General features: G+C 33.5%; 16 protein-coding genes. 2 read left to right on the forward strand and 14 right to left on the reverse strand.

Annotation, left to right across the window (positions count from 1 at the left end):
* Positions 1–11: 11 nt before the first annotated feature.
* Complete coding sequence (locus Q0945_RS05485; protein ID WP_299431683.1) at positions 12–2,810, reverse strand: 2-oxoglutarate dehydrogenase E1 component; 2,799 nt, start codon at positions 2,808–2,810, stop codon at positions 12–14.
* Positions 2,811–3,028: 218 nt separating this feature from the next.
* Here Q0945_RS05485 and Q0945_RS05490 point away from each other — a divergent pair, with 218 nt between their 5' ends.
* Complete coding sequence (locus Q0945_RS05490; RefSeq protein ID WP_366135878.1) at positions 3,029–3,433, forward strand: alpha-ketoglutarate decarboxylase; 405 nt, start codon at positions 3,029–3,031, stop codon at positions 3,431–3,433.
* A gap of 4 nt (positions 3,434–3,437) precedes the next feature.
* Here the strand turns inward: Q0945_RS05490 and Q0945_RS05495 are convergent, their stop codons facing one another.
* The 3 genes from Q0945_RS05495 to Q0945_RS05505 form a co-directional block, all read right to left on the reverse strand.
* Positions 3,438–3,797, reverse strand: coding sequence for a hypothetical protein (locus Q0945_RS05495; protein ID WP_366135880.1), 360 nt, complete (start codon positions 3,795–3,797; stop codon positions 3,438–3,440).
* 75 nt (positions 3,798–3,872) lie between these two features.
* Complete coding sequence (galE, locus tag Q0945_RS05500; RefSeq protein ID WP_299431692.1) at positions 3,873–4,889, reverse strand: UDP-glucose 4-epimerase GalE; 1,017 nt, start codon at positions 4,887–4,889, stop codon at positions 3,873–3,875.
* Between the two features lie 55 nt (positions 4,890–4,944).
* Positions 4,945–6,093: a DegT/DnrJ/EryC1/StrS family aminotransferase gene (locus Q0945_RS05505; protein ID WP_299431695.1), complete on the reverse strand. Its 1,149-nt coding sequence runs from the start codon at positions 6,091–6,093 to the stop codon at positions 4,945–4,947.
* A 96-nt stretch (positions 6,094–6,189) separates the two neighbouring features.
* Here Q0945_RS05505 and Q0945_RS05510 point away from each other — a divergent pair, with 96 nt between their 5' ends.
* Positions 6,190–7,425 (forward strand): glycosyltransferase N-terminal domain-containing protein, encoded by a 1,236-nt coding sequence (locus Q0945_RS05510; RefSeq protein WP_299431698.1) that lies wholly within the window; start codon positions 6,190–6,192, stop codon positions 7,423–7,425.
* A 938-nt stretch (positions 7,426–8,363) separates the two neighbouring features.
* Here Q0945_RS05510 and Q0945_RS05515 read toward each other — a convergent pair.
* The 10 genes from Q0945_RS05515 to Q0945_RS05560 are packed head-to-tail and all read right to left on the reverse strand — an operon-like array spanning position 8,364 to position 18,543.
* The gene (locus tag Q0945_RS05515) at positions 8,364–9,755 is read right to left on the reverse strand and encodes a glycoside hydrolase family 76 protein (protein ID WP_299431701.1); all 1,392 of its coding nucleotides are present in this window, start codon (positions 9,753–9,755) and stop codon (positions 8,364–8,366) included.
* A gap of 43 nt (positions 9,756–9,798) precedes the next feature.
* The gene (locus tag Q0945_RS05520; protein WP_299431703.1) at positions 9,799–10,869 is read right to left on the reverse strand and encodes a mannonate dehydratase; all 1,071 of its coding nucleotides are present in this window, start codon (positions 10,867–10,869) and stop codon (positions 9,799–9,801) included.
* Positions 10,870–10,875: 6 nt separating this feature from the next.
* Positions 10,876–12,063 carry a CoA transferase gene (locus Q0945_RS05525; RefSeq protein ID WP_299431706.1) on the reverse strand — a complete coding sequence of 396 codons (1,188 nt, stop codon included), beginning with the start codon at positions 12,061–12,063 and terminating at the stop codon, positions 10,876–10,878.
* Between the two features lie 2 nt (positions 12,064–12,065).
* Entirely contained in the window at positions 12,066–12,836 is a 771-nt protein-coding gene (locus Q0945_RS05530) for an enoyl-CoA hydratase/isomerase family protein (RefSeq protein ID WP_299432254.1), read from the reverse strand.
* Positions 12,823–13,977 (reverse strand): ABC transporter substrate-binding protein, encoded by a 1,155-nt coding sequence (locus tag Q0945_RS05535; RefSeq protein ID WP_299431709.1) that lies wholly within the window; start codon positions 13,975–13,977, stop codon positions 12,823–12,825. The genes Q0945_RS05530 and Q0945_RS05535 overlap by 14 nt, the downstream gene beginning before the upstream one ends.
* A gap of 29 nt (positions 13,978–14,006) precedes the next feature.
* On the reverse strand, positions 14,007–15,059 hold the full coding sequence (locus Q0945_RS05540) for a lactonase family protein (RefSeq protein ID WP_299431712.1): 1,053 nt from the start codon (positions 15,057–15,059) through the stop codon (positions 14,007–14,009).
* A gap of 53 nt (positions 15,060–15,112) precedes the next feature.
* A complete protein-coding gene (locus Q0945_RS05545; protein ID WP_299431715.1) occupies positions 15,113–15,910 on the reverse strand; it encodes a glucose 1-dehydrogenase in 798 nt (265 codons plus the stop codon).
* A gap of 11 nt (positions 15,911–15,921) precedes the next feature.
* Positions 15,922–16,338 carry a hypothetical protein gene (locus Q0945_RS05550; RefSeq protein ID WP_299431718.1) on the reverse strand — a complete coding sequence of 139 codons (417 nt, stop codon included), beginning with the start codon at positions 16,336–16,338 and terminating at the stop codon, positions 15,922–15,924.
* A gap of 1 nt (position 16,339) precedes the next feature.
* The gene (locus Q0945_RS05555) at positions 16,340–17,800 is read right to left on the reverse strand and encodes a sugar porter family MFS transporter (RefSeq protein ID WP_298554138.1); all 1,461 of its coding nucleotides are present in this window, start codon (positions 17,798–17,800) and stop codon (positions 16,340–16,342) included.
* A 38-nt stretch (positions 17,801–17,838) separates the two neighbouring features.
* A complete protein-coding gene (locus tag Q0945_RS05560; RefSeq protein WP_298554141.1) occupies positions 17,839–18,543 on the reverse strand; it encodes an RraA family protein in 705 nt (234 codons plus the stop codon).
* Position 18,544: the final 1 nt, after the last annotated feature.

Below are 18,544 nucleotides of genomic sequence, written 5' to 3' on the forward strand. Positions count from 1 at the left end.
TTGATGTATTATTATTTCTTTTGTCTTGTTAAATTGTCTTTGGTTTTATCAAAAACATAATCTATTACTTGTTGATGTCTCATTTTAGATCGTACGGCACTACCCGCAGCTGGTGCTGCATAAAAACGTCTTGATGCTACACGAAGTTTATGAGCATCGCTAAAATGCATCATCATATGACTCCATGCTCCCATATTTCTAGGCTCTTCTTGTGCCCAAACAAAATCATCTGCATTTTTATATTTACTGATAATTGCTTTCATTTGGTCCGCAGGTAAAGGAAATAATTGTTCTACACGAACTAAAGCAACATCTTCTCTATTATCTTCCTCTTTTACCGCTAATAAATCATAATAAAACTTACCTGTACAGAATACTACCGACTTTACTTTTGCAACACTTACAGTAGCATCGTCTATAACTTCTTTAAAACCTCCTTCAGCAAACTCTTCTACAGAAGAAACTGCTTTTGGATGCCTTAGTAAACTCTTAGGTGTAAAAATAATTAATGGCTTTCTGAAATTCGCTTTCATTTGCCTACGCATAATATGAAACATTTGCGCTGGTGTACTAACATCTGCGATATACATATTATCTCTTGCACACAATTGTAAATAGCGCTCCATTCTTGCAGAAGAGTGTTCCGCTCCTTGCCCTTCATAACCATGAGGCAAAAGCATTACTAATCCGTTTTGTAATTTCCACTTGTCTTCTGCTGCAGAAATATACTGATCTAGCATTATTTGAGCTCCATTACTAAAATCTCCAAATTGTGCTTCCCATATAGTTAATGTATTAGGGCTTGCCATGGCATAACCGTAATCAAAACCTACCACACCGTATTCAGATAACAAAGAGTTATAAATTTGAAACTTTCCTTGGTCACCACTAATGGCGTTTAACAATAAAACTTCCTCTTCACTTTCTTCCACTTTCATTACCGCATGACGGTGAGAAAAAGTACCTCTTTCTACATCTTGACCAGACATTCTTACATCATAGCCTTCTTTTAATAAGGAGCCGTAAGCCAAAAGTTCTCCCATAGCCCAATCTAATTTATTAGATTCGAAGAACATTTTTTTCCTATCTCTTATTAACTTTTCAACCTTTCTTAAGAATTTTTTATCCGATGGAAGCTCTGTAATTACTTTAGCAATTTCAGATAAATCTTTAGCATTAAATGTAGTATCTATAGGTTTCATCATTTCCCATTCACGAACATTTTCAAATCCGCTCCATTCATCTGCCATGAAAGGGGTTATAACTGTTTTATCTTCTTTTCTAGAGTCTACCAATTCTTCCTCTAATGAGGCTTTATATTGGTTTTCTAATTCTTTCACATAATCTGCACCTATTACACCTTCTGCAATTAATTTAGCCGCATAAATATCTCTTGGATTTTTATGCTTGGCTATTGCTTTATATAGTTTAGGTTGTGTAAATCTAGGCTCATCTCCTTCATTGTGTCCATATTTACGGTATCCTAGTAAATCTATAAATACATCTCTACTAAAACGCATTCTAAACTCTAATGCAAATAGGAAAGAGTGAACTACAGCTTCTGGATCATCTGCATTTACATGTAAAACGGGGCTCAAAGTAACTTTACCAACATCTGTACAATATGTTGAAGATCTAGCATCTAAATAATTCGTAGTAAACCCTATTTGGTTGTTTACCACTACATGAATTGTACCTCCTGTTTTATACCCATCTAAAGTTGCCATTTGTACAACTTCATAAACCAAACCTTGCCCTGCAATTGCTGCGTCTCCATGCACTACAATTGGTAATACTTTAGAAAAATTATCCTTATAATGGGCATCTTGCTTAGCCCTTGCAATACCTTCTACAACAGCACCAACCGTTTCTAAATGCGATGGGTTTGGCGCAATATTCATTTTTATTTTATTACCATTATCAGACATACGGTCCGAGGTCCAACCTAAATGGTATTTTACATCTCCATCAAAAATCTCTTCTTCATAATCTTTTCCATCAAACTCACTGAAAATATCTTTAGCAGATTTACCAAAAATATTAGTTAAAACATTTAGTCTTCCACGGTGAGCCATTCCCATTACAAATTGCTCTACTCCCATTTCGGCAGCTCTCTCTACAATTGCGTCTAACCCTGGTATTAAAGACTCATTCCCTTCTAAAGAGAATCTTTTTTGACCTACATATTTGGTATGTAAAAAGTTTTCAAAAGAAACTGCTTGATTTAACTTTTTTAATATATGTTTTTTTCCATCAGCATCTAGCTTAGGTCTATTATCATTAACATTTAGCCAATTTTGAATCCATTTTACACGTTCAGGATTACGTATATACATATACTCCACACCAATAGCGTCGCAGTATATACTTTTTAAATTTTTAATAATTTCTCTTAAAGAACTTGGCCCTATACCAATTATTTCTCCTGCACTAAAAACCGTATCTAAATCGTTTTCTGAAAGACCAAAGTTTTCAATATCTAGGCTTGGTGTATACTTACGTCTTTCCCTTACAGGATTAGTCTCTGTAAACAAATGACCTCTAGTTCTATACCCATCTATTAAGCCTATTATCTGAAATTCTTTTTGCAACGATTCTGGGACTTCTATTTTTTGCCCATTGGCATCAATTATTGCTCCACTACTTGGTGCAATATCAAGCTCATCTATAGAACTCTCCATACCAAAATCAAAGCCTTGAAAGAATGCTCTCCAACTTGGCTCTACACTATCTGGGCTTACTAAATATTTGTCATATAACTCTGCAAAAAAAGAGGTATGCACAGCATTTAAAAAGGAATATTTATCCATGAATTTTTTTCTGTAACTTTAGAACAAATTTTATCAAAAATACAACTTTTACCATTTCTAGTAGTACATTAGGTGTTATTATTAGTAATAAATAAATATTTATGATTAAAAAGAGTAAAACCTTATTAAAAAGCCTGTTTATCTTTATTTTTTTTGCGTTTAGCAATACTTTTTGTTTCTCTCAAAACTCTACTTCACAGAACTCATTTTGGAAAAATGTGAGATTTGGAGGTGGTATAGGTTTAGGATTTACTAACGGAGGTTTTAACGGGACTATATCTCCTAGCGCAATTTATGATGTAAATAATTATTTTTCTGCCGGTGTTGGTCTATCCGTAAATTATGCTAAATATGATGCCAATAAATTTTTAGCATACGGTGGTAGTATTGTTACTTTCTATAACCCAATACCCTTGTTACAATTATCTGCAGAAATAGAACAATTAAGGGTTAATGAAAGTAATACAATATTTGAAAACGATTATTGGTCTCCTGCTTTATTTTTAGGTGCCGGGTATAGAAGTAACAATGTTACTTTTGGCATTAGATATGATTTACTATATGATAAAAACAAAAGTATTTATGCTGATGCATGGATGCCTTTTGTAAGAGTCTATTTCTAAAAAACTAACTATACTTTGCCTTTAGTCTTACTTTTTGAAATTCTCTTTTTAAGATTAAAAAAGAGACTTGTTCTGCTACTTCCACAACATCTGTTACTTTAATTCCTTTAAACAATTTCTCAGGAACATCTATAATATATAACAAATTGAGATAATCATTAAATTTTTCCATGATGAGCAGATACAATTTCTCATGAAGTAACCTTTGCAGCTCTTTATTTTTAATATCCTCTTTCACATAAAAAGGAATATTCGCTAAAGAAAAATCTTTAGTTAGTTGTGCAACTAAATTAGCATACAACAATTCTTTTATTGCTTGTTGTAAAATCTCCTCACTATTATTATAGTTCTCTTCCAAAAACACTTATTCTCTAATAATAAAAAAACAGGAGAAATATAAATATGTTTCCCCTGTTTAATATAATTATATTCTCTTTAATTAACCTCTTATTTTCTGCTCCCAATTCCAAGCAGATTTCATTGCTTCATCTAAGGAATACTGAGATTTCCAACCTAAAACTTCATTTGCTTTAGTTGTATCTGCGTAAGCGGTAGTAATATCTCCTGCTCTTCTATCTACTATTTTGTAATTTAATTTTTTACCAGATACTTTTTCAAAACTCTTGATTACTTCTAAAACAGTACTCCCCTTTCCTGTCCCCACATTAAATACCTCATAATTATCAGAATTTTTACCTTCTAACAATCTTTTTAATGCTAAAACATGCGCCTTTGCTAAATCTACTACATATATATAATCCCTAACACATGTACCATCTGATGTAGGATAATCATCTCCAAAAACAGATAACTGCTCTCTTAAACCAGCCCCCGTTTGTGTTATAAATGGCACTAAGTTCTGTGGCACTCCAATTGGTAATTCTCCAATCTGAACACTTGGATGCGCACCCATTGGGTTAAAGTATCGTAATGCTATTGCATTTAAGTTAGCATTTACTTTACAAGTATCTGCAATTATTTCTTCTCCCATTTGTTTGGTATTACCATAAGGAGATTCTGCCTGTTTTACTGGAGCACTCTCCGTTATTGGCATTTCATCTGCTTGCCCATAAACCGTACAAGAAGAGCTAAAAATAAAACTAGCTTTGTTTTTAGCTACTAACTCTTTTAACAGATATACTAATGTTCCTATATTATTTTCATAGTATAACAAAGGCTTTTCTACACTCTCACCAACAGCTTTTGATGCCGCAAAATGAATAACACCTTGTACATCTGCATGGCGTTTAAAAAAATCTTCTACTTTAGATTTTTCTTTTAAATCTATTTTTTCAAATAAAGGTGTCTTTCCAGTAATAGTTGTAATTCCTTCCAAAACTTTCTCAGAAGAATTAGAACAATCATCAATAATTACTACTTCATAACCTTCATTTTGCAATTCTACTACCGTATGCGAGCCTATAAACCCAAGACCTCCAGTAACAAGTATTTTCATTTATTTTTATTTTATGGTAAATGTTTAGACATTGCAATAATACCATTAAGCTAGTTTATTCATTAACAAAACCGATAACTGCATTAGTTATATAGTTAATCTGCTCACTATCTAACTCCGTATGCATTGGTAAAGAGATTACTTCCTTTACAAGTTGATTTGTTATTGTAAAATTCTCTTCTAAATACCTTTCATCTACGTAAGCTTTTTGCTTGTGTAAAGGAATAGGATAATAAACACCACAAGGAATATCTTTTTCACTAAGATGTTTTACTAATGCATCTCTTTTTCCATTAGTTATTCTTAATGTGTATTGATGAAACACATGATTGTCATAGGAATTATTACCTTTGGTTTGAGCCATTTCTGGCACAACAATATTTGCCTGACCCTCAAATGCTTTTGAATATTTTCTTGCAGCTGTTCTTCTGCTTTCACAATACGAATTTAAGTTTGGTAATTTTGCGCTTAAGACTGCTGCCTGGATAGAATCTAATCTAGAATTTACACCCACAACGTCATGATGGTATCTTTCATACATACCATGATTAACAACTCCTCTTAAAGTATGCGCTAAGGTATCATCATTTGTGAATATTGCCCCTCCATCTCCGTAGCAGCCTAAATTTTTAGAAGGGAAAAAACTTGTAGAGCCAACGTGCCCTATAGTTCCTGCCTTTTGCTTGCTCCCATTTTCAAAATTATAGTCTGCACCTAGAGCCTGTGCATTATCTTCAATTACAAAAAGATTATACTTATCCGCTATTTCTAAAATAGCGTCCATATTAGCACATTGCCCAAATAAATGCACCGGTACAATTGCTTTTGTTTTTGGCGTTATTGCTTTTTCTATAGCCACTGGGTCTATATTAAAGGTATCTAGCTCAACATCTACTAAAACTGGTGTTAATTGCAATAAACCAATTACCTCAACTGTAGCTGCAAAAGTAAAATCTGCTGTTATAACCTCATCTCCTGGTTGTAACCCCAACCCCATCATTGCAATTTGTAAAGCATCGGTACCATTAGCACATGGTATTACATGTTTTACGCCTAAATATTCTTCTAATTCTTTCTGAAAAGCATGTACATGAGGCCCATTAATGTATGTAGAAGATTCTAAAATTTGTGTAATGGATACATTTACTTGTTCTTTAAGAGATTGGTATTGCCCTTGAAGGTCTACCATCTGAATTTTTCTCATTTGCTCTTATTAAGTGTATAAAATTACAAAAAATTAAGGCAGCTCTACCAATGATTTTATGGAAAGAAACGTATTTTAGCAACAAACCACAAATAGGTGCATTTTTTTTACAATATTATAGTTTTACTTGCAGGGGTACTACTTAGAGTTATTGCTCTTTTTAGTCCAAAAATTGCTCTTTTTATAAAGGGAAGAAAAAATGTTTTTCCAATCTTAAAAGGACAACTGACTCCGAATGATTCTATAATTTGGATTCATGTAGCATCTCTTGGCGAATTTGAACAAGGGCTCCCTATTATTGAAAAATTAAAAGACAACTATCCCTCTTATAAAATCTTAGTTACTTTCTTTTCTCCTTCTGGTTATGAAGTAAAGAAAAACACAAAAACTGCTGACCTAGTAACCTACTTACCATTAGACACTAAATCTAATGCAGTAAATTTCATTAAAACCACGAGACCCAAACTAGCTATTTTTGTAAAGTATGAGGTTTGGCCTAATTACATAAGAGAACTTCACAAAAGAAAAATCCCTACCATACTTATATCTGCCTTCTTTAACAAAGAACAAATTTACTTTAAAAGTTATGGTCATTACATGCGGAATATACTATCTAAATTTACTCATATTTTTGTGCAAGACAGTAATTCTAAAATTCTATTAAATAGTATAAATTACACCCATACTACTATAAGTGGAGACACTAGATTTGATAGAGTTTCCGAAATACTCCAAAGAGATAATACCTTAGATTTTATGCAAAATTTTAAAGGCAATTCTAAATGTTTTATTGCTGGTAGTTCTTGGCCTGAAGATGAAGAAATAATAGTAGACTATATAAATAATAATTCATCAACCTTAAAATATGTAATTGCACCTCATAATATTAAAAAAGAACATATAAATAATTTAAAAAAGTCTATATCAAAAAAAGTAGTACTTTATTCCGAAATAGAACAAACAACTATTAACTCCTATGATGTTTTATTAGTAGACACTATTGGGTTACTAACTAAAATTTATAGTTACGCAGATATTGCTTATGTTGGAGGAGGATTTGTAACTGGCCTACATAACACTTTAGAACCTGCTGTTTTTGGAATTCCTATACTAATTGGCCCTAATTACTCTGGATTTAAAGAAGCAGAAGAGCTTACACTACAGAAAGGAATATTGTCCATAAAAAATGTTTTAGAGTTCAAAGAAATAATGAATCTATTCCTTTCAGACAAAATATTATATAACCAAACAAGTGATATTAACAAAAACTATGTAATTAATAATACTGGAGCAAGCATCCAAATACTAGATTATATTCGTAAAGTATTGTAACTCCTTGTTTCAATATCTATAAAGTTACTCCAGATTACATTTTTTTAATACTTAGTTTCCTTTGCCTGTTTTCTTGAAAAAATTCTAAAAGTGATAAAAAAACAAAACCTAATATTCTTAAAGAAGCTCCTAAACCAAAAGAAAGTCAAGAAAAAAAACACTTTAAGACCAATAATTGCTCTCAATTAATAAATCACTGCACAAATATCCTCTTTTCATTTACCAAGAATTAAGTATTAAACTTTGTTATTTCATCGAAAAAACACGCATTTTACCGAAGCAACATACTAAAAACTAAGCATTTAGTCGAAATATCCTTGAAAAATCGGCTTTATTTATTCCTAAAACATTACATTGTAACAAATAATAATAATTATGGAACAGGAAATTACATTCGGTACAAAATTACTGAACGGATTCCTTAGTTTAACCGTAATTACTTTAGTTGGTATTTTACTTACTGTAGTAGTATGTCTTATTCTTTGGGCCGTAGGTGTTTTTTAGATTAAAAGCGCAGGTTTCCCCAAATTAACTTCCTATTTATTGTTTAAAATTTGATTATGACAAGTCAAAAAAGCTCCTTATTAAAGGAGCTTTTTGTTTGTAAATCTATCCTGAATATATATTCTAAGGACTTCTATTCATTCTTTTGACACGTTCATAAGAATCTTCTAATTATGTTTCACTCCTCCCAAAATCAGTAAACATAATATCTGATAGTTTTTCATCTCTATATTGAACACATACTATTATGATGATTCAACTCATCCTATCAAATAACACGACCGTCTTGTATTATCACATCATACCAAATAATTTTAAGTTCCCCGTTAGATTTTTGTGTAATAACTTAAAAAAAAGATTTGCATTAAGTCTGCCTCTTTTCTCTCTATATTAATATCTTATCATATAGTTTTTTAATAACCAAATTATATAGTTTATTTCCGAAGGGCTGCGCCTAAAAAATCTAAACCTATAGACTGGCAAACCCCATTTTTATTCTTTTCTTTCATCATATCCAGATTCCACTCATAAACCTCATCAGCTAAACCCCAAAGTTGTTTAAATTGTTTAACATATAATTTATCATTTTCCAAAGTTGTAAACTCTGGTTGAAACTGATTATTAGATTTATCTCTTGTTTCCCAAATAGCATTTAAAGTTTTTGATACGTTTTCGGCTAAATCTATATCTATTAAATTATCTATTTCTTTTTGACCTAAGTAACGCATCATAATACCTCTACCAGCTAAATAATCTCTACCATGTTTGGGTCCAAAACTGGATAAGCATGGTGCTTCTCTAATAATACCATCAGCATCAGACACAAATGCATTTTTTACACCTTTTCCCAGTAATTTTATATATTTTTTTAGTTTTGATTCGTAATCATCTATTTTAAAATCGGGGTCGATATTGTTTTCAATTAAATAATCAGATAATTCATTCTTAATAGCTAACATATCTACTAAAGCAGCAATTATCATTCCTTGATCCCCAGTCCAAACCCATCCTTCTGCCCATGGTGGGTGAATTTTTTCTTGATATGTAGAATCTTCAACAAAAGCCATTGGTCGCTCTTGAACTAATGCCCCATTAGCGTCTAGTTTCTTTAGGTACTCGAATTCCTGTAGACCGAACCAGTTATCAAACCAAACCCATTGGCTATAGGCCATATCTAGATATTTATTCTTATCTTCTTTAATACTTTCATCCAATAAAAGTCTATAAATACGTGATGATAATAAAAAAAGTAATACGTTAGTTACTGTATTTTTAACCCCTTTACTATGTCCGTTGGCATCTCCATTTCTACATCCGTGAAGGACAGGTTTTGCATCCTCTGTATAATCGTAAGCTGTTTTCTTTTTATACTCCCAGCATAAATCGGTAGATAGCTTTAAATAAGTATCAGACAACTCTTTATTATCAATTTTTAAAAGATGTTTTCTTGCATTTAGTGCCATTAACCCCCACCAACCAAAATCATCCGCCCAAAGTTCACCAGGATCATAACTATTGAAAAAGGTTAAATTTTCCTCTAGCATTACTTCAATTTGTTTTTGAATATCATTAACTTGATTATCATCAGGCCAACGTTTTTGTAGCGCATCAGCAAAAACAAGACAAGCATCGAAGGTATTTCCTCTTTTCCAAAAATCGTTAAAATTCCAAACTTCCGAAAAGCGCTTAAATGCTAATAAAGCTTGATTTTTTAATATCTTTTCTGGTACATTTGAATTAAAATGAGCAAAAGAAGTAAATGAAGAAAAACTCATTAAAGACACTCCAAATAAACTCGTATTTCGAATAAATTTTCTTCTTTCCACGTCTTGACTTTTAATACTATTTAATAATGATTATTCAATTTTATTACTCATTCACAGCCCTTAAAGCTGCTTTCATAAAGCCCATAGCATAAGCCATACCTGCGTACCAAGAACCATCGCAACTCATTTGCGGTGTATGGTCGGGAATTAAAATGCCTTCAAAATTATTCTGTTTTAAAATTTCTAAAATTTTAAACATATCAATATCTCCTTCATCCACAAATACCTCTTTATAATTAGGCACTTTACCTACTACATTTCTAAAATGGATATAAGCAATTTTATTTTGTTTACTATATTTGTTTGTTGCTTCGTAAACGTTGCCATCTGTCATTTCTGCAATGGTGCCTAAGCAAAATTCAAGATTATTACTTTCACTGGGTTGCATGTCTATAAGACGCTGATACATATCTGGTTGATAAACCAATCGCGGTGTGTTTCTAACATAGGGCATTGGTGGGTCGTCTGGGTGAGCAGCCATTTTCACACCCGCTTCTTCTGCAACAGGAATAATTTCATCTAGAAAATACTGCAATCTTTCCCATAGTGTATCATGAGATACGCGTTCTACGGTGCCTTCTGGCGCATTTTCATCGTAAACCATATTCCAAACCATGCCATTAGGTATTGGTTTTTCGTCTACTGAACCTTCCATCCCAACAGAAACAGCGCCTCCCCTAGCAAATGGTTTTTCAACTCTACTAGATACGCCAGCCAAAGAAAAATTGTATCCAAAAACAGGTATTCCTGCTTTTCCAACTATACGAATCTGCTCTTTAACCAATTCTATTTGTGCTTCTTTTTTTGGGCCATCCAAAAGAATATCATGCCAAATAGAAGGGTCGAAATTTTCAATGGCATACCATTCCAAACCGTGACTATTTATCTCTTTTTTAATTTTAAGAAGTTCATCTAAAGTCCATAGCTCGCCATTACCTGCTTTACCCCAACCTCTATCGCCACCAATAGGCTGGTTGGCGTTAGATTTACTGTTGTCTGCATTACCAAAATAATCTACCATGTGTACCACTAAATGTGTAGCACCACATTGTTTTGCAAACTTATAATGCTGCTCATTGAGCATGTGACGGTATAATCCAAATCCTAATTTCATCTTATACTATTTTTGTTTTAAAAATGCTTTAATCTCTTCATCTGTATAGCTACTAAAGTGCTTTAATATCTCTTCGGCATGTTGATTTAATAATGGTGCAGGTTTATCAATTTTTTGTGGCGTATCACTAAATTGAACAGGGAAACCTGTAGTTTTTACTTTACCTATTGTTGGGTGTTCATATTCTAAAATCATGTTATTGTGTTTTATCTGAGGGTCTTCTACCATCTCTTTAAAACTATTAACTTGGGAACACCAAATATCTTCTGCTAGCAATATATCTAACCATTTGGTAGTAGTTTTTGTTTTAAAAACCGCATTGAAATCATTGCGAATATCATCCCTTCCTTCTATAATATTATTTGAATTGAATGCTTCATTATCATATTTATCCAAACCGATAACCTGGGCTAATTTGCGCACGGTATTCATGCCTATAGCAATATAGCCATCACTTGTATCGTACAATCCATACGGTGCTCCAAGCCACGGATTTGGAATACCACTTTCACTACGTTCAGGATTTTCACCTTTATGTAAAAACGCCGTTATTTCCTGAGTATGAAACCCTACTGCCGAACTCAATAAATTAGCTTCTATTTTTTGACCTTTTCCTGTAACGCTGCGTGAATAAATAGCTGCCAAAACCGATTGTACAATAAACAAACTCGTTAATAAATCTGCTTGTCCAACGGCTGTAACTACTGGTAAATCTCCTTTTTTTCCATTTAGAAATGGCCCACCACTAATAGATTGTGCCAGTAAATCTTGTCCTGGTCGTTTTAAATAAGGGCCAGATGCACCGTAACCCGAGCTTGAACAATACACCAATTTAGGGTTTAGCACTTTCATATTGTCATAGCCTAAACCCAAACGCTCCATAACTCCTGGACGGAAATTTTCTAAAAGAATATCGGCTTTAGCAATAATATCTTTTGCTATTTGTTTGCCCTCATCGGTTTTCATATCGAGTGCAATACTTTTTTTATTTCTGTTGAAGCTAATAAACGAAATACTTTCGCCTTTTGGATACAGATTGCCATAAGCATAATGACGCATCCAATCGCCTTTGGGGGGCTCTATTTTTATGATTTCCGCACCCATGTCTCCTAACATCTGTGTTGCCCAAGGGCCTTGCGCTAATTGTGAAAAATCGGCAACAACCAATCCTTTTAATGGTCCGTTTTGTTCCATAGTTATTTTTCTGATTTTTTTATAAAACTTTGAATGGCCTGTTGTGCTTCCTCATGTAAAAACAATTTTTTAACGGTGCGTGCTTCATTGTTTATGCGTTCTTCAAAAGGGGTTGCCGTCATACTTAAGTTTACCAAGCGTTTTAACTGCGCAATAGACTGTTGTGGTCTTCTAGACAATTTACCCGCGTAATCCATAGCCTGAGAAAGAAAGTCATCATTTGAAAATATGACGTTAACAATACCCCAATTGTTTAAGGTTTTAGCATCGTATTGCCCTCCTAAAAACAACATTTCCTTAACACGGTTTACACCTATCTTTTGAATCAATCGCTGTGTACCACCACCTCCAGGAATTAAACTTAAAAACACTTCTGGCAATCCCATTTTGGCATCTTCTGAAGCTACAATCATGTCACAAGACAAAGCAATTTCAAAGCCACCCCCTAGCGCAAAACCGTTTACGGCGGCAATCCATGGTTTTGATGCATGTTCTATAGCATCATACAATTGCATTCCTTTTTCTTGAAATGCATCAAACTCTTCAGCAGTTTGACTACCATACTCTTTTATATCGGCTCCAGCCATAAACGCTCTTCCTTCTCCGGTTATGACAGCGACGTTTACTTTATTATTTGAATTAATCCATCGAATACCTTCAACAATTTCATCCATCATCAGCCTATTCATGGCATTTAATTGTAAGGAGCGGTTAAATTTTAACACCGCTATTTTATCTGTAACTTCAATCTGTATCGTTTTAAATGTTTTCATTACCAACTGATTTATAAAGTTCGTTTAAATCTTTCATGATAATTTCAGAGCTTATATTTTTCAATATCCCTTCATGAATAATATCTGCACCATGCTCCTGAAATTGATTCCATCCTGGATGTTGTGGACGTATGTAAGCGTTTTCAATGGTTAACTTAGTGTCTTTAAAAAAGTTATTACATAGCACATTGTTCTCTGCATTTTCCCAAGCAGTTTTACTTGCGGGTTGCCCCCCATTTAAAGTAAAAACACCTTTTTGAATAGCTGCACTTGCGGCATACATCACAAAATTTGCAGCTATTGAAGGATGCTTACATAAAGCTGATACTGCTAGTCCTACACCTCCCATTATTGTTGACACGTTTTGTTGCCGGCCAACTGGACTATTGGTGAAATGCACAATGTTTTTGGTGTAATTTTTTCGGGAATAGTTGGTATATCCAAATAAGTACGGTGAATAAATGATTTCATCTTCATTACCCATGCTGTCTAATATTTGAATAGGGTTCCAGTTTAAAGACTCTGGATAACTATGCGTTGCATGAAACTTTATATCGTCTAATGCCTCCACTCCAACTTGCGAATTTATATATTGATTTTGAATAAAGCCTTTACCATAATTCTGAGCACAAAGGCTTAGAAATGTACACCAAATATCGGTTGGACATAGTGCCCATGCTACTGAAAACTCTGATGGTAGTTTTTTATAAAACCCTTTAAGTTCTTCACGGTTTTTTGGGAAGCTTAAACCTGTATTTTTAAGAAGGTCTTTTCTATATGAAGCCACTAAAGCCGCTGCATCTATAGGCGTTGCATAGAAATGGCTGTTGTAATTATATATATCGTAACATTTACCTAAAGCGTCAGATTTTAATATTTCTAATGCTCCCGAAGAAACACATGTTTCTAATTTAAGTAACAATCCATTTTTATCAGCTTGCCCCATGTAAGGATGGTCAATAGTTATAAAATCGTACTTACCAATTAAATCCTCTATTGGCATGTCTCCAAATTCTTTTAAAGAGCGTACATCCCATTGAATATTTACTTTCGGATTTGTTTTTTTGAATGCCTTTGATGCTGCAATCAGAGGTTCATACCCTCGTGGGTGGTCCCACGCTATACCTTTAAGTTCAATCATTTTAGATTATGATTATTTATTTTTTCAATTTACAACCAGCAAATATTTACTGGTGTTTGTACTTCTAGCTTAGATTTTTCTTGAAGCATTCCAGTGTTTGGATGAATTTGAAATACTACCAATACATTTGAATCTTGATTTGCTACAATAAGCCAATTGCCAGTTTTATCTATATTAAAATCTCTAGGTGTTTTACCATTAGTAGATTGATGCCCCACAAGATTCAATTGTTTAGTTTCACTATCTATTCTAAATATTGCGATAGTTTCTGTCCCTCGATTTGAAGCATACAAAAACTTCCCGTTTGGATGTATTCTAATAGCACCACCACCAATAGCTCCCGTATGATTTTCTGGAATAAAACTTAATTTTTGTATAATTTCAGGTTTACTTCCTTGTAAGTCAGCCACAGAAATTTCTCCTGTTAACTCTCCCAATATATAAGCAAAACCTTCGGTGTTATCCATAACCATATGTCTTGAACCGCTACCCTTCTCAATTGTAATATCAAGATTTGGTTTAGCCTCCCATTTTTTAGAAATAGGATTTAGTTGATATGCCTTGGCTGTATCTAAAGTTAAGTCTACTCCATACATTTTATCTTCTCCAAAAGGATATACCATATGGGCATGTGCAGCTTCTTGTCGTTCTGTATTAGGCCCTGTACCTTTGTGTTTAATCTCTTGCGAACAAGGTGCTAAACTCCCATCGATTAGAATTGGAAAAGACAATAAATTTCCTGAAACATAATTAGCTAACACCAGTTTATCCTCAATTATATCTAAATGACATGCATAATCTCCATTTATTTTTTGTGAGTTTAAAAGTGTTAATGCCCCATCTTTTTCAATTTTATACGCATACACTTTAGGGTTTAAGTTTTCAAACATTTCCTCAAGAGCATAGAGATATTTTTTGTCTTCAGAAATTGTAAGATAACTAGGGCTACGTTGTTTTGTATAGTACAGGTTTTTAATTTCTCCAGTTTCTAAATTTAGCTGAAAGCACCCTATACCATTACCTGTTGGGTTTTCGGCAGGTGCACCCGCTTGCGTGTAACTTCCTGTATAGAATATTGCCATACTTTGTAGCGTTAATGTTAAGAGAATCAGTTTCATAAATAAATTATGATTTATTATTTTTTACGTGGTGGCCGTGGGTCATACTGTATGGTATGATTCATATACGCACCATCTATATAAAGGTCTGAACCATTAATATAGGCTGCCATATCACTAGCAAGAAAGGCTACAGTATTTGCAACTTCGGTAACATTACCTACGCGACCAGATGGAATCCAATTGTTGAATTTTTCTCGACCAAATTTGTTAATTTCTTCTCTATTCATATTAGTTTCTATAGCTCCTGGTGCTAGAGAAACCACTCTTATATTACTTTCTGCTAATTCTAGAGACAAGCATTTTGAGAACATTTTTAAACCCGCTTTTGCAGAACAGTAATGAATTAAACCTTTTCTAGGAACTGTATCATGAATGGATGAAATATTTATAATAACACCAGATTTCTTTAATTCCATTCTTCGTCCCGCTTCTTGAGCACACAAAAAAGGACCTTTTAGATTGATGTCTAATACTCTATCCCATTCATCTTCTTCTAAATCTAAAACATGCTCTACGCTTTCACTACCAGCATTATTTACTAAAATATCTAAACTGCCGAGTTCTTCATCTAGTTTATTAAACATAGCTTTAACCTCTTTAAATTTAGATACGTTTGCTCTACCAATAGCTACTTTTACATCAAAAGACTTTCTTATCTCTTTGGCAACGAGTTCTGCCTTTTCCTTATTACTGTAATAATTTATAAAAACGTTTGCACCACAAGCTGCTAGTTGCTTACAAATTTCGGCTCCTATACCTTGGCTTCCCCCAGTAACTAAAGCTGTTTTTCTAGTTAAATCAATATGTTTCATGTTGCTTATGTTTACTTTACTGTATTAAAAAGAGTTTTAACCTTTTCCTTTAATTCAATTTGTTTCTCATTACTTAATGGAAAAAATTCAAAATCAGAAATGTGTGTGTTCGATTTTTCTATAATTATAACTTCACTACCTTCTTCCATGGCTATATTATGCCACATATCTTGTGGGATATTATAAACTTTTTGTTGTTCCATGAGCTGCAATTCAAAAACGGGCTCTCCATCTTCTATTTTGGCTGCAATTAATACTGAGTTTCCTTTTGTTAAAACAAAAACCTCATCTGTTTCTAGATGAACATCTAGTCTTTTTATATTATCAATATGCTGTTCTTCCTGATAGTTAAGCTGAGCTACTTGCCATCCTTCTCGTATTAAAAAAGGATGGTACCCATCGCCCTCTATTTTATATGTTTCTATCATTTTATGATTTGTTTCTAGTCTTAATTAATGAATGCCAGTGTTTTTCTATGTCTTCTAAAGTTTTTCCTTTTGTTTCTGGAACAAATTTCCATATAAACCAAATGGCTGGCATGGTTAAAAAGGCATATAAAAAGAAGGTTCCAGAAGCATTAATAGTTTCTATTAAAACAGGATTGGTAAGCGTGACTACAAAACCAGTAACCATTAATGAGAAACTTCCGATAGACACCGCTAAACCTCGTATTCTAGTGGGGAAAATCTCACTAATAATAACCCAAACAATTGGACCAAATGAGAATGCGAAACTTGCTACGTACATTAGTAACGGTATGATAACATATTGTGAACCAATAGCGAACAATATACCAACACCAGATAGTGAAATAAAAGCGCCTACAACTCCTATAAGTAGTAGTTTTTTTCTACCAAACTTTTCAATCTGAGAAATGGCTACAAACGTAAATGCACTATTTACAACCCCCACTAAAACCGCACCTAAAAAAGCACTTTCTACACTTTTTACAGATTCGTTAATAATATTTGGTGCATAGTACATTATTGCTGCAATACCGCTTAAATGCGCAAACATTGGAAGTAGAATACCTATTAAAAGTGGAATTCTTAAAAACGGTTGAAACAATTCTTTAAAGCCTCCTGTCTCTTCTTTTTCTAGAGCCTCTATTTCTTTCATCTCCAGTTGTGCTTCTTCTTTTCCAAGTATCTTTTCCATTATCGCTAACGCTTCAACTTTTCTCCCTTTAGTAATTAACCATCTAGGGGTTTCTGGCACTATAAAAAGTAAGCCTAAGAATAGTAATGCAATAGGAACTTCTGTACCAAACATACCACGCCATAACTCATCTACAAATAGCCAATTCCAAAATGAAGACGGCTCTTTAGTAATGACTCCTGCCGCATCGCCTGCATTACTTAATACAATCCAATCTATTAAAAAGGCTAATAAAATACCTAAAGTAATGGACAACTGATATAAAGACACCATTTTGCCTCTACTCTCTGGTTTAGAAAGTTCCGAAATATAAATTGGTGCTACTACAGATGTTATACCAACACCAATACCGCCTATTAATCTGACTACTATTAAGAAATTAAAAGATGTAGTAACATCTGATGTTATCCAAAAGTTGTTATCCAAATTACCTAAAAATTGTGGCGGTAACATAGAACCTAAGGCCGATACGGTTAAACAAAGTGCCGCTAAAATAAGTGCCTTTTTTCTTCCAAATTTATCTGTTATAGACCCTGCCACTACGCAGCCTAAAATTGTACCCAGTAATGCTGATGATACTACCCAACCTAACATGGCTGCGGACAATTGAAAGTGCTGTTCTAAAAACGAATTACAGCCAGAGATAATAGCTGTATCGTATCCAAACAGAAATCCTCCGATGGTAGACACAAAACTGATTCCCAATAAATAGTTAGATTTTTTAGTACTCATAATATGTGGTTTTAGTTTAGTTAGTTTGCATTTTACTTTTACATAATTCCGAATTTATTATAAGCGTCAACAGTACTCATACCTTCTTCTAAAGCTTTTTTAACTAACTGTTCGCCTCTAGCTTTTCCTATGGCACCCATAAATGCTTCTTCTTCAACAGCTTTAGGTACTATAATTACACCATCTCTATCTCCATAAATAATATCTCCTGGATTGATGCGCGTACCTTCAATTTCAATTGGCACTCTATAATCTATCACTTTTCCTCGTGGACCTTGGTCTTGTGCATAACCACCATAAGAAAATGTTGGAAAATTAAGCGATAAAACTTCGTTTGTATCTCTGGAATAGCCATGAAGTACAGCCCCTGCTGCCTTGAGTTTCATAGCTCTTGTACTCATTAATCCACCCCAAAGTGCATATCTTGGAGACGACCCTGAACAGATGTAAACTTCATCTTCCTTTAAATCGTCTAAAGCTTCGAACATAATCCCAAAAGGTTTTTTCATCATTGGGTTATTGGTATTTTCAGCAGACTCTTCAAAAACATCCGCTTCTAACACAGGCATAGCTCTTCCTATTAAAACAAAATCTGTGTTTAAAGGTTTTATATTTGGTGGAAGAAATTGATGTTGATAACCAAGTGTATCTAAAATATCGCCTACTAAGGCAACGAATAATTCTGATTTAGCTATACTGAATAGCTCTTTATCATTTTTCCATATTTTCTTTGTACTGCTCATA

This window comes from uncultured Maribacter sp. (genome assembly GCF_947500405.1).
Classification (GTDB): Bacteria; Bacteroidota; Bacteroidia; order Flavobacteriales; family Flavobacteriaceae; genus Maribacter_B.

Bases quoted from the DNA above. Each gene is read 5' to 3' on its own strand.
- galE (WP_299431692.1), bottom strand. From the start codon at position 4,889: ATGAAAATACTTGTTACTGGAGGTCTTGGGTTTATAGGCTCGCATACG.
- Q0945_RS05540 (WP_299431712.1), bottom strand. From the start codon at position 15,059: ATGGCAATATTCTATACAGGAAGTTACACGCAAGCGGGTGCACCTGCC.
- Q0945_RS05555 (WP_298554138.1), bottom strand. From the start codon at position 17,800: ATGAGTACTAAAAAATCTAACTATTTATTGGGAATCAGTTTTGTGTCT.
- Q0945_RS05525 (WP_299431706.1), bottom strand. From the start codon at position 12,063: ATGGAACAAAACGGACCATTAAAAGGATTGGTTGTTGCCGATTTTTCA.
- Q0945_RS05545 (WP_299431715.1), bottom strand. From the start codon at position 15,910: ATGAAACATATTGATTTAACTAGAAAAACAGCTTTAGTTACTGGGGGA.
- Q0945_RS05560 (WP_298554141.1), bottom strand. From the start codon at position 18,543: ATGAGCAGTACAAAGAAAATATGGAAAAATGATAAAGAGCTATTCAGT.
- Q0945_RS05505 (WP_299431695.1), bottom strand. From the start codon at position 6,093: ATGAGAAAAATTCAGATGGTAGACCTTCAAGGGCAATACCAATCTCTT.
- Q0945_RS05530 (WP_299432254.1), bottom strand. From the start codon at position 12,836: ATGAAAACATTTAAAACGATACAGATTGAAGTTACAGATAAAATAGCG.
- Q0945_RS05550 (WP_299431718.1), bottom strand. From the start codon at position 16,338: ATGATAGAAACATATAAAATAGAGGGCGATGGGTACCATCCTTTTTTA.
- Q0945_RS05520 (WP_299431703.1), bottom strand. From the start codon at position 10,869: ATGAAATTAGGATTTGGATTATACCGTCACATGCTCAATGAGCAGCAT.
- Q0945_RS05535 (WP_299431709.1), bottom strand. From the start codon at position 13,977: ATGATTGAACTTAAAGGTATAGCGTGGGACCACCCACGAGGGTATGAA.
- Q0945_RS05485 (WP_299431683.1), bottom strand. From the start codon at position 2,810: ATGGATAAATATTCCTTTTTAAATGCTGTGCATACCTCTTTTTTTGCA.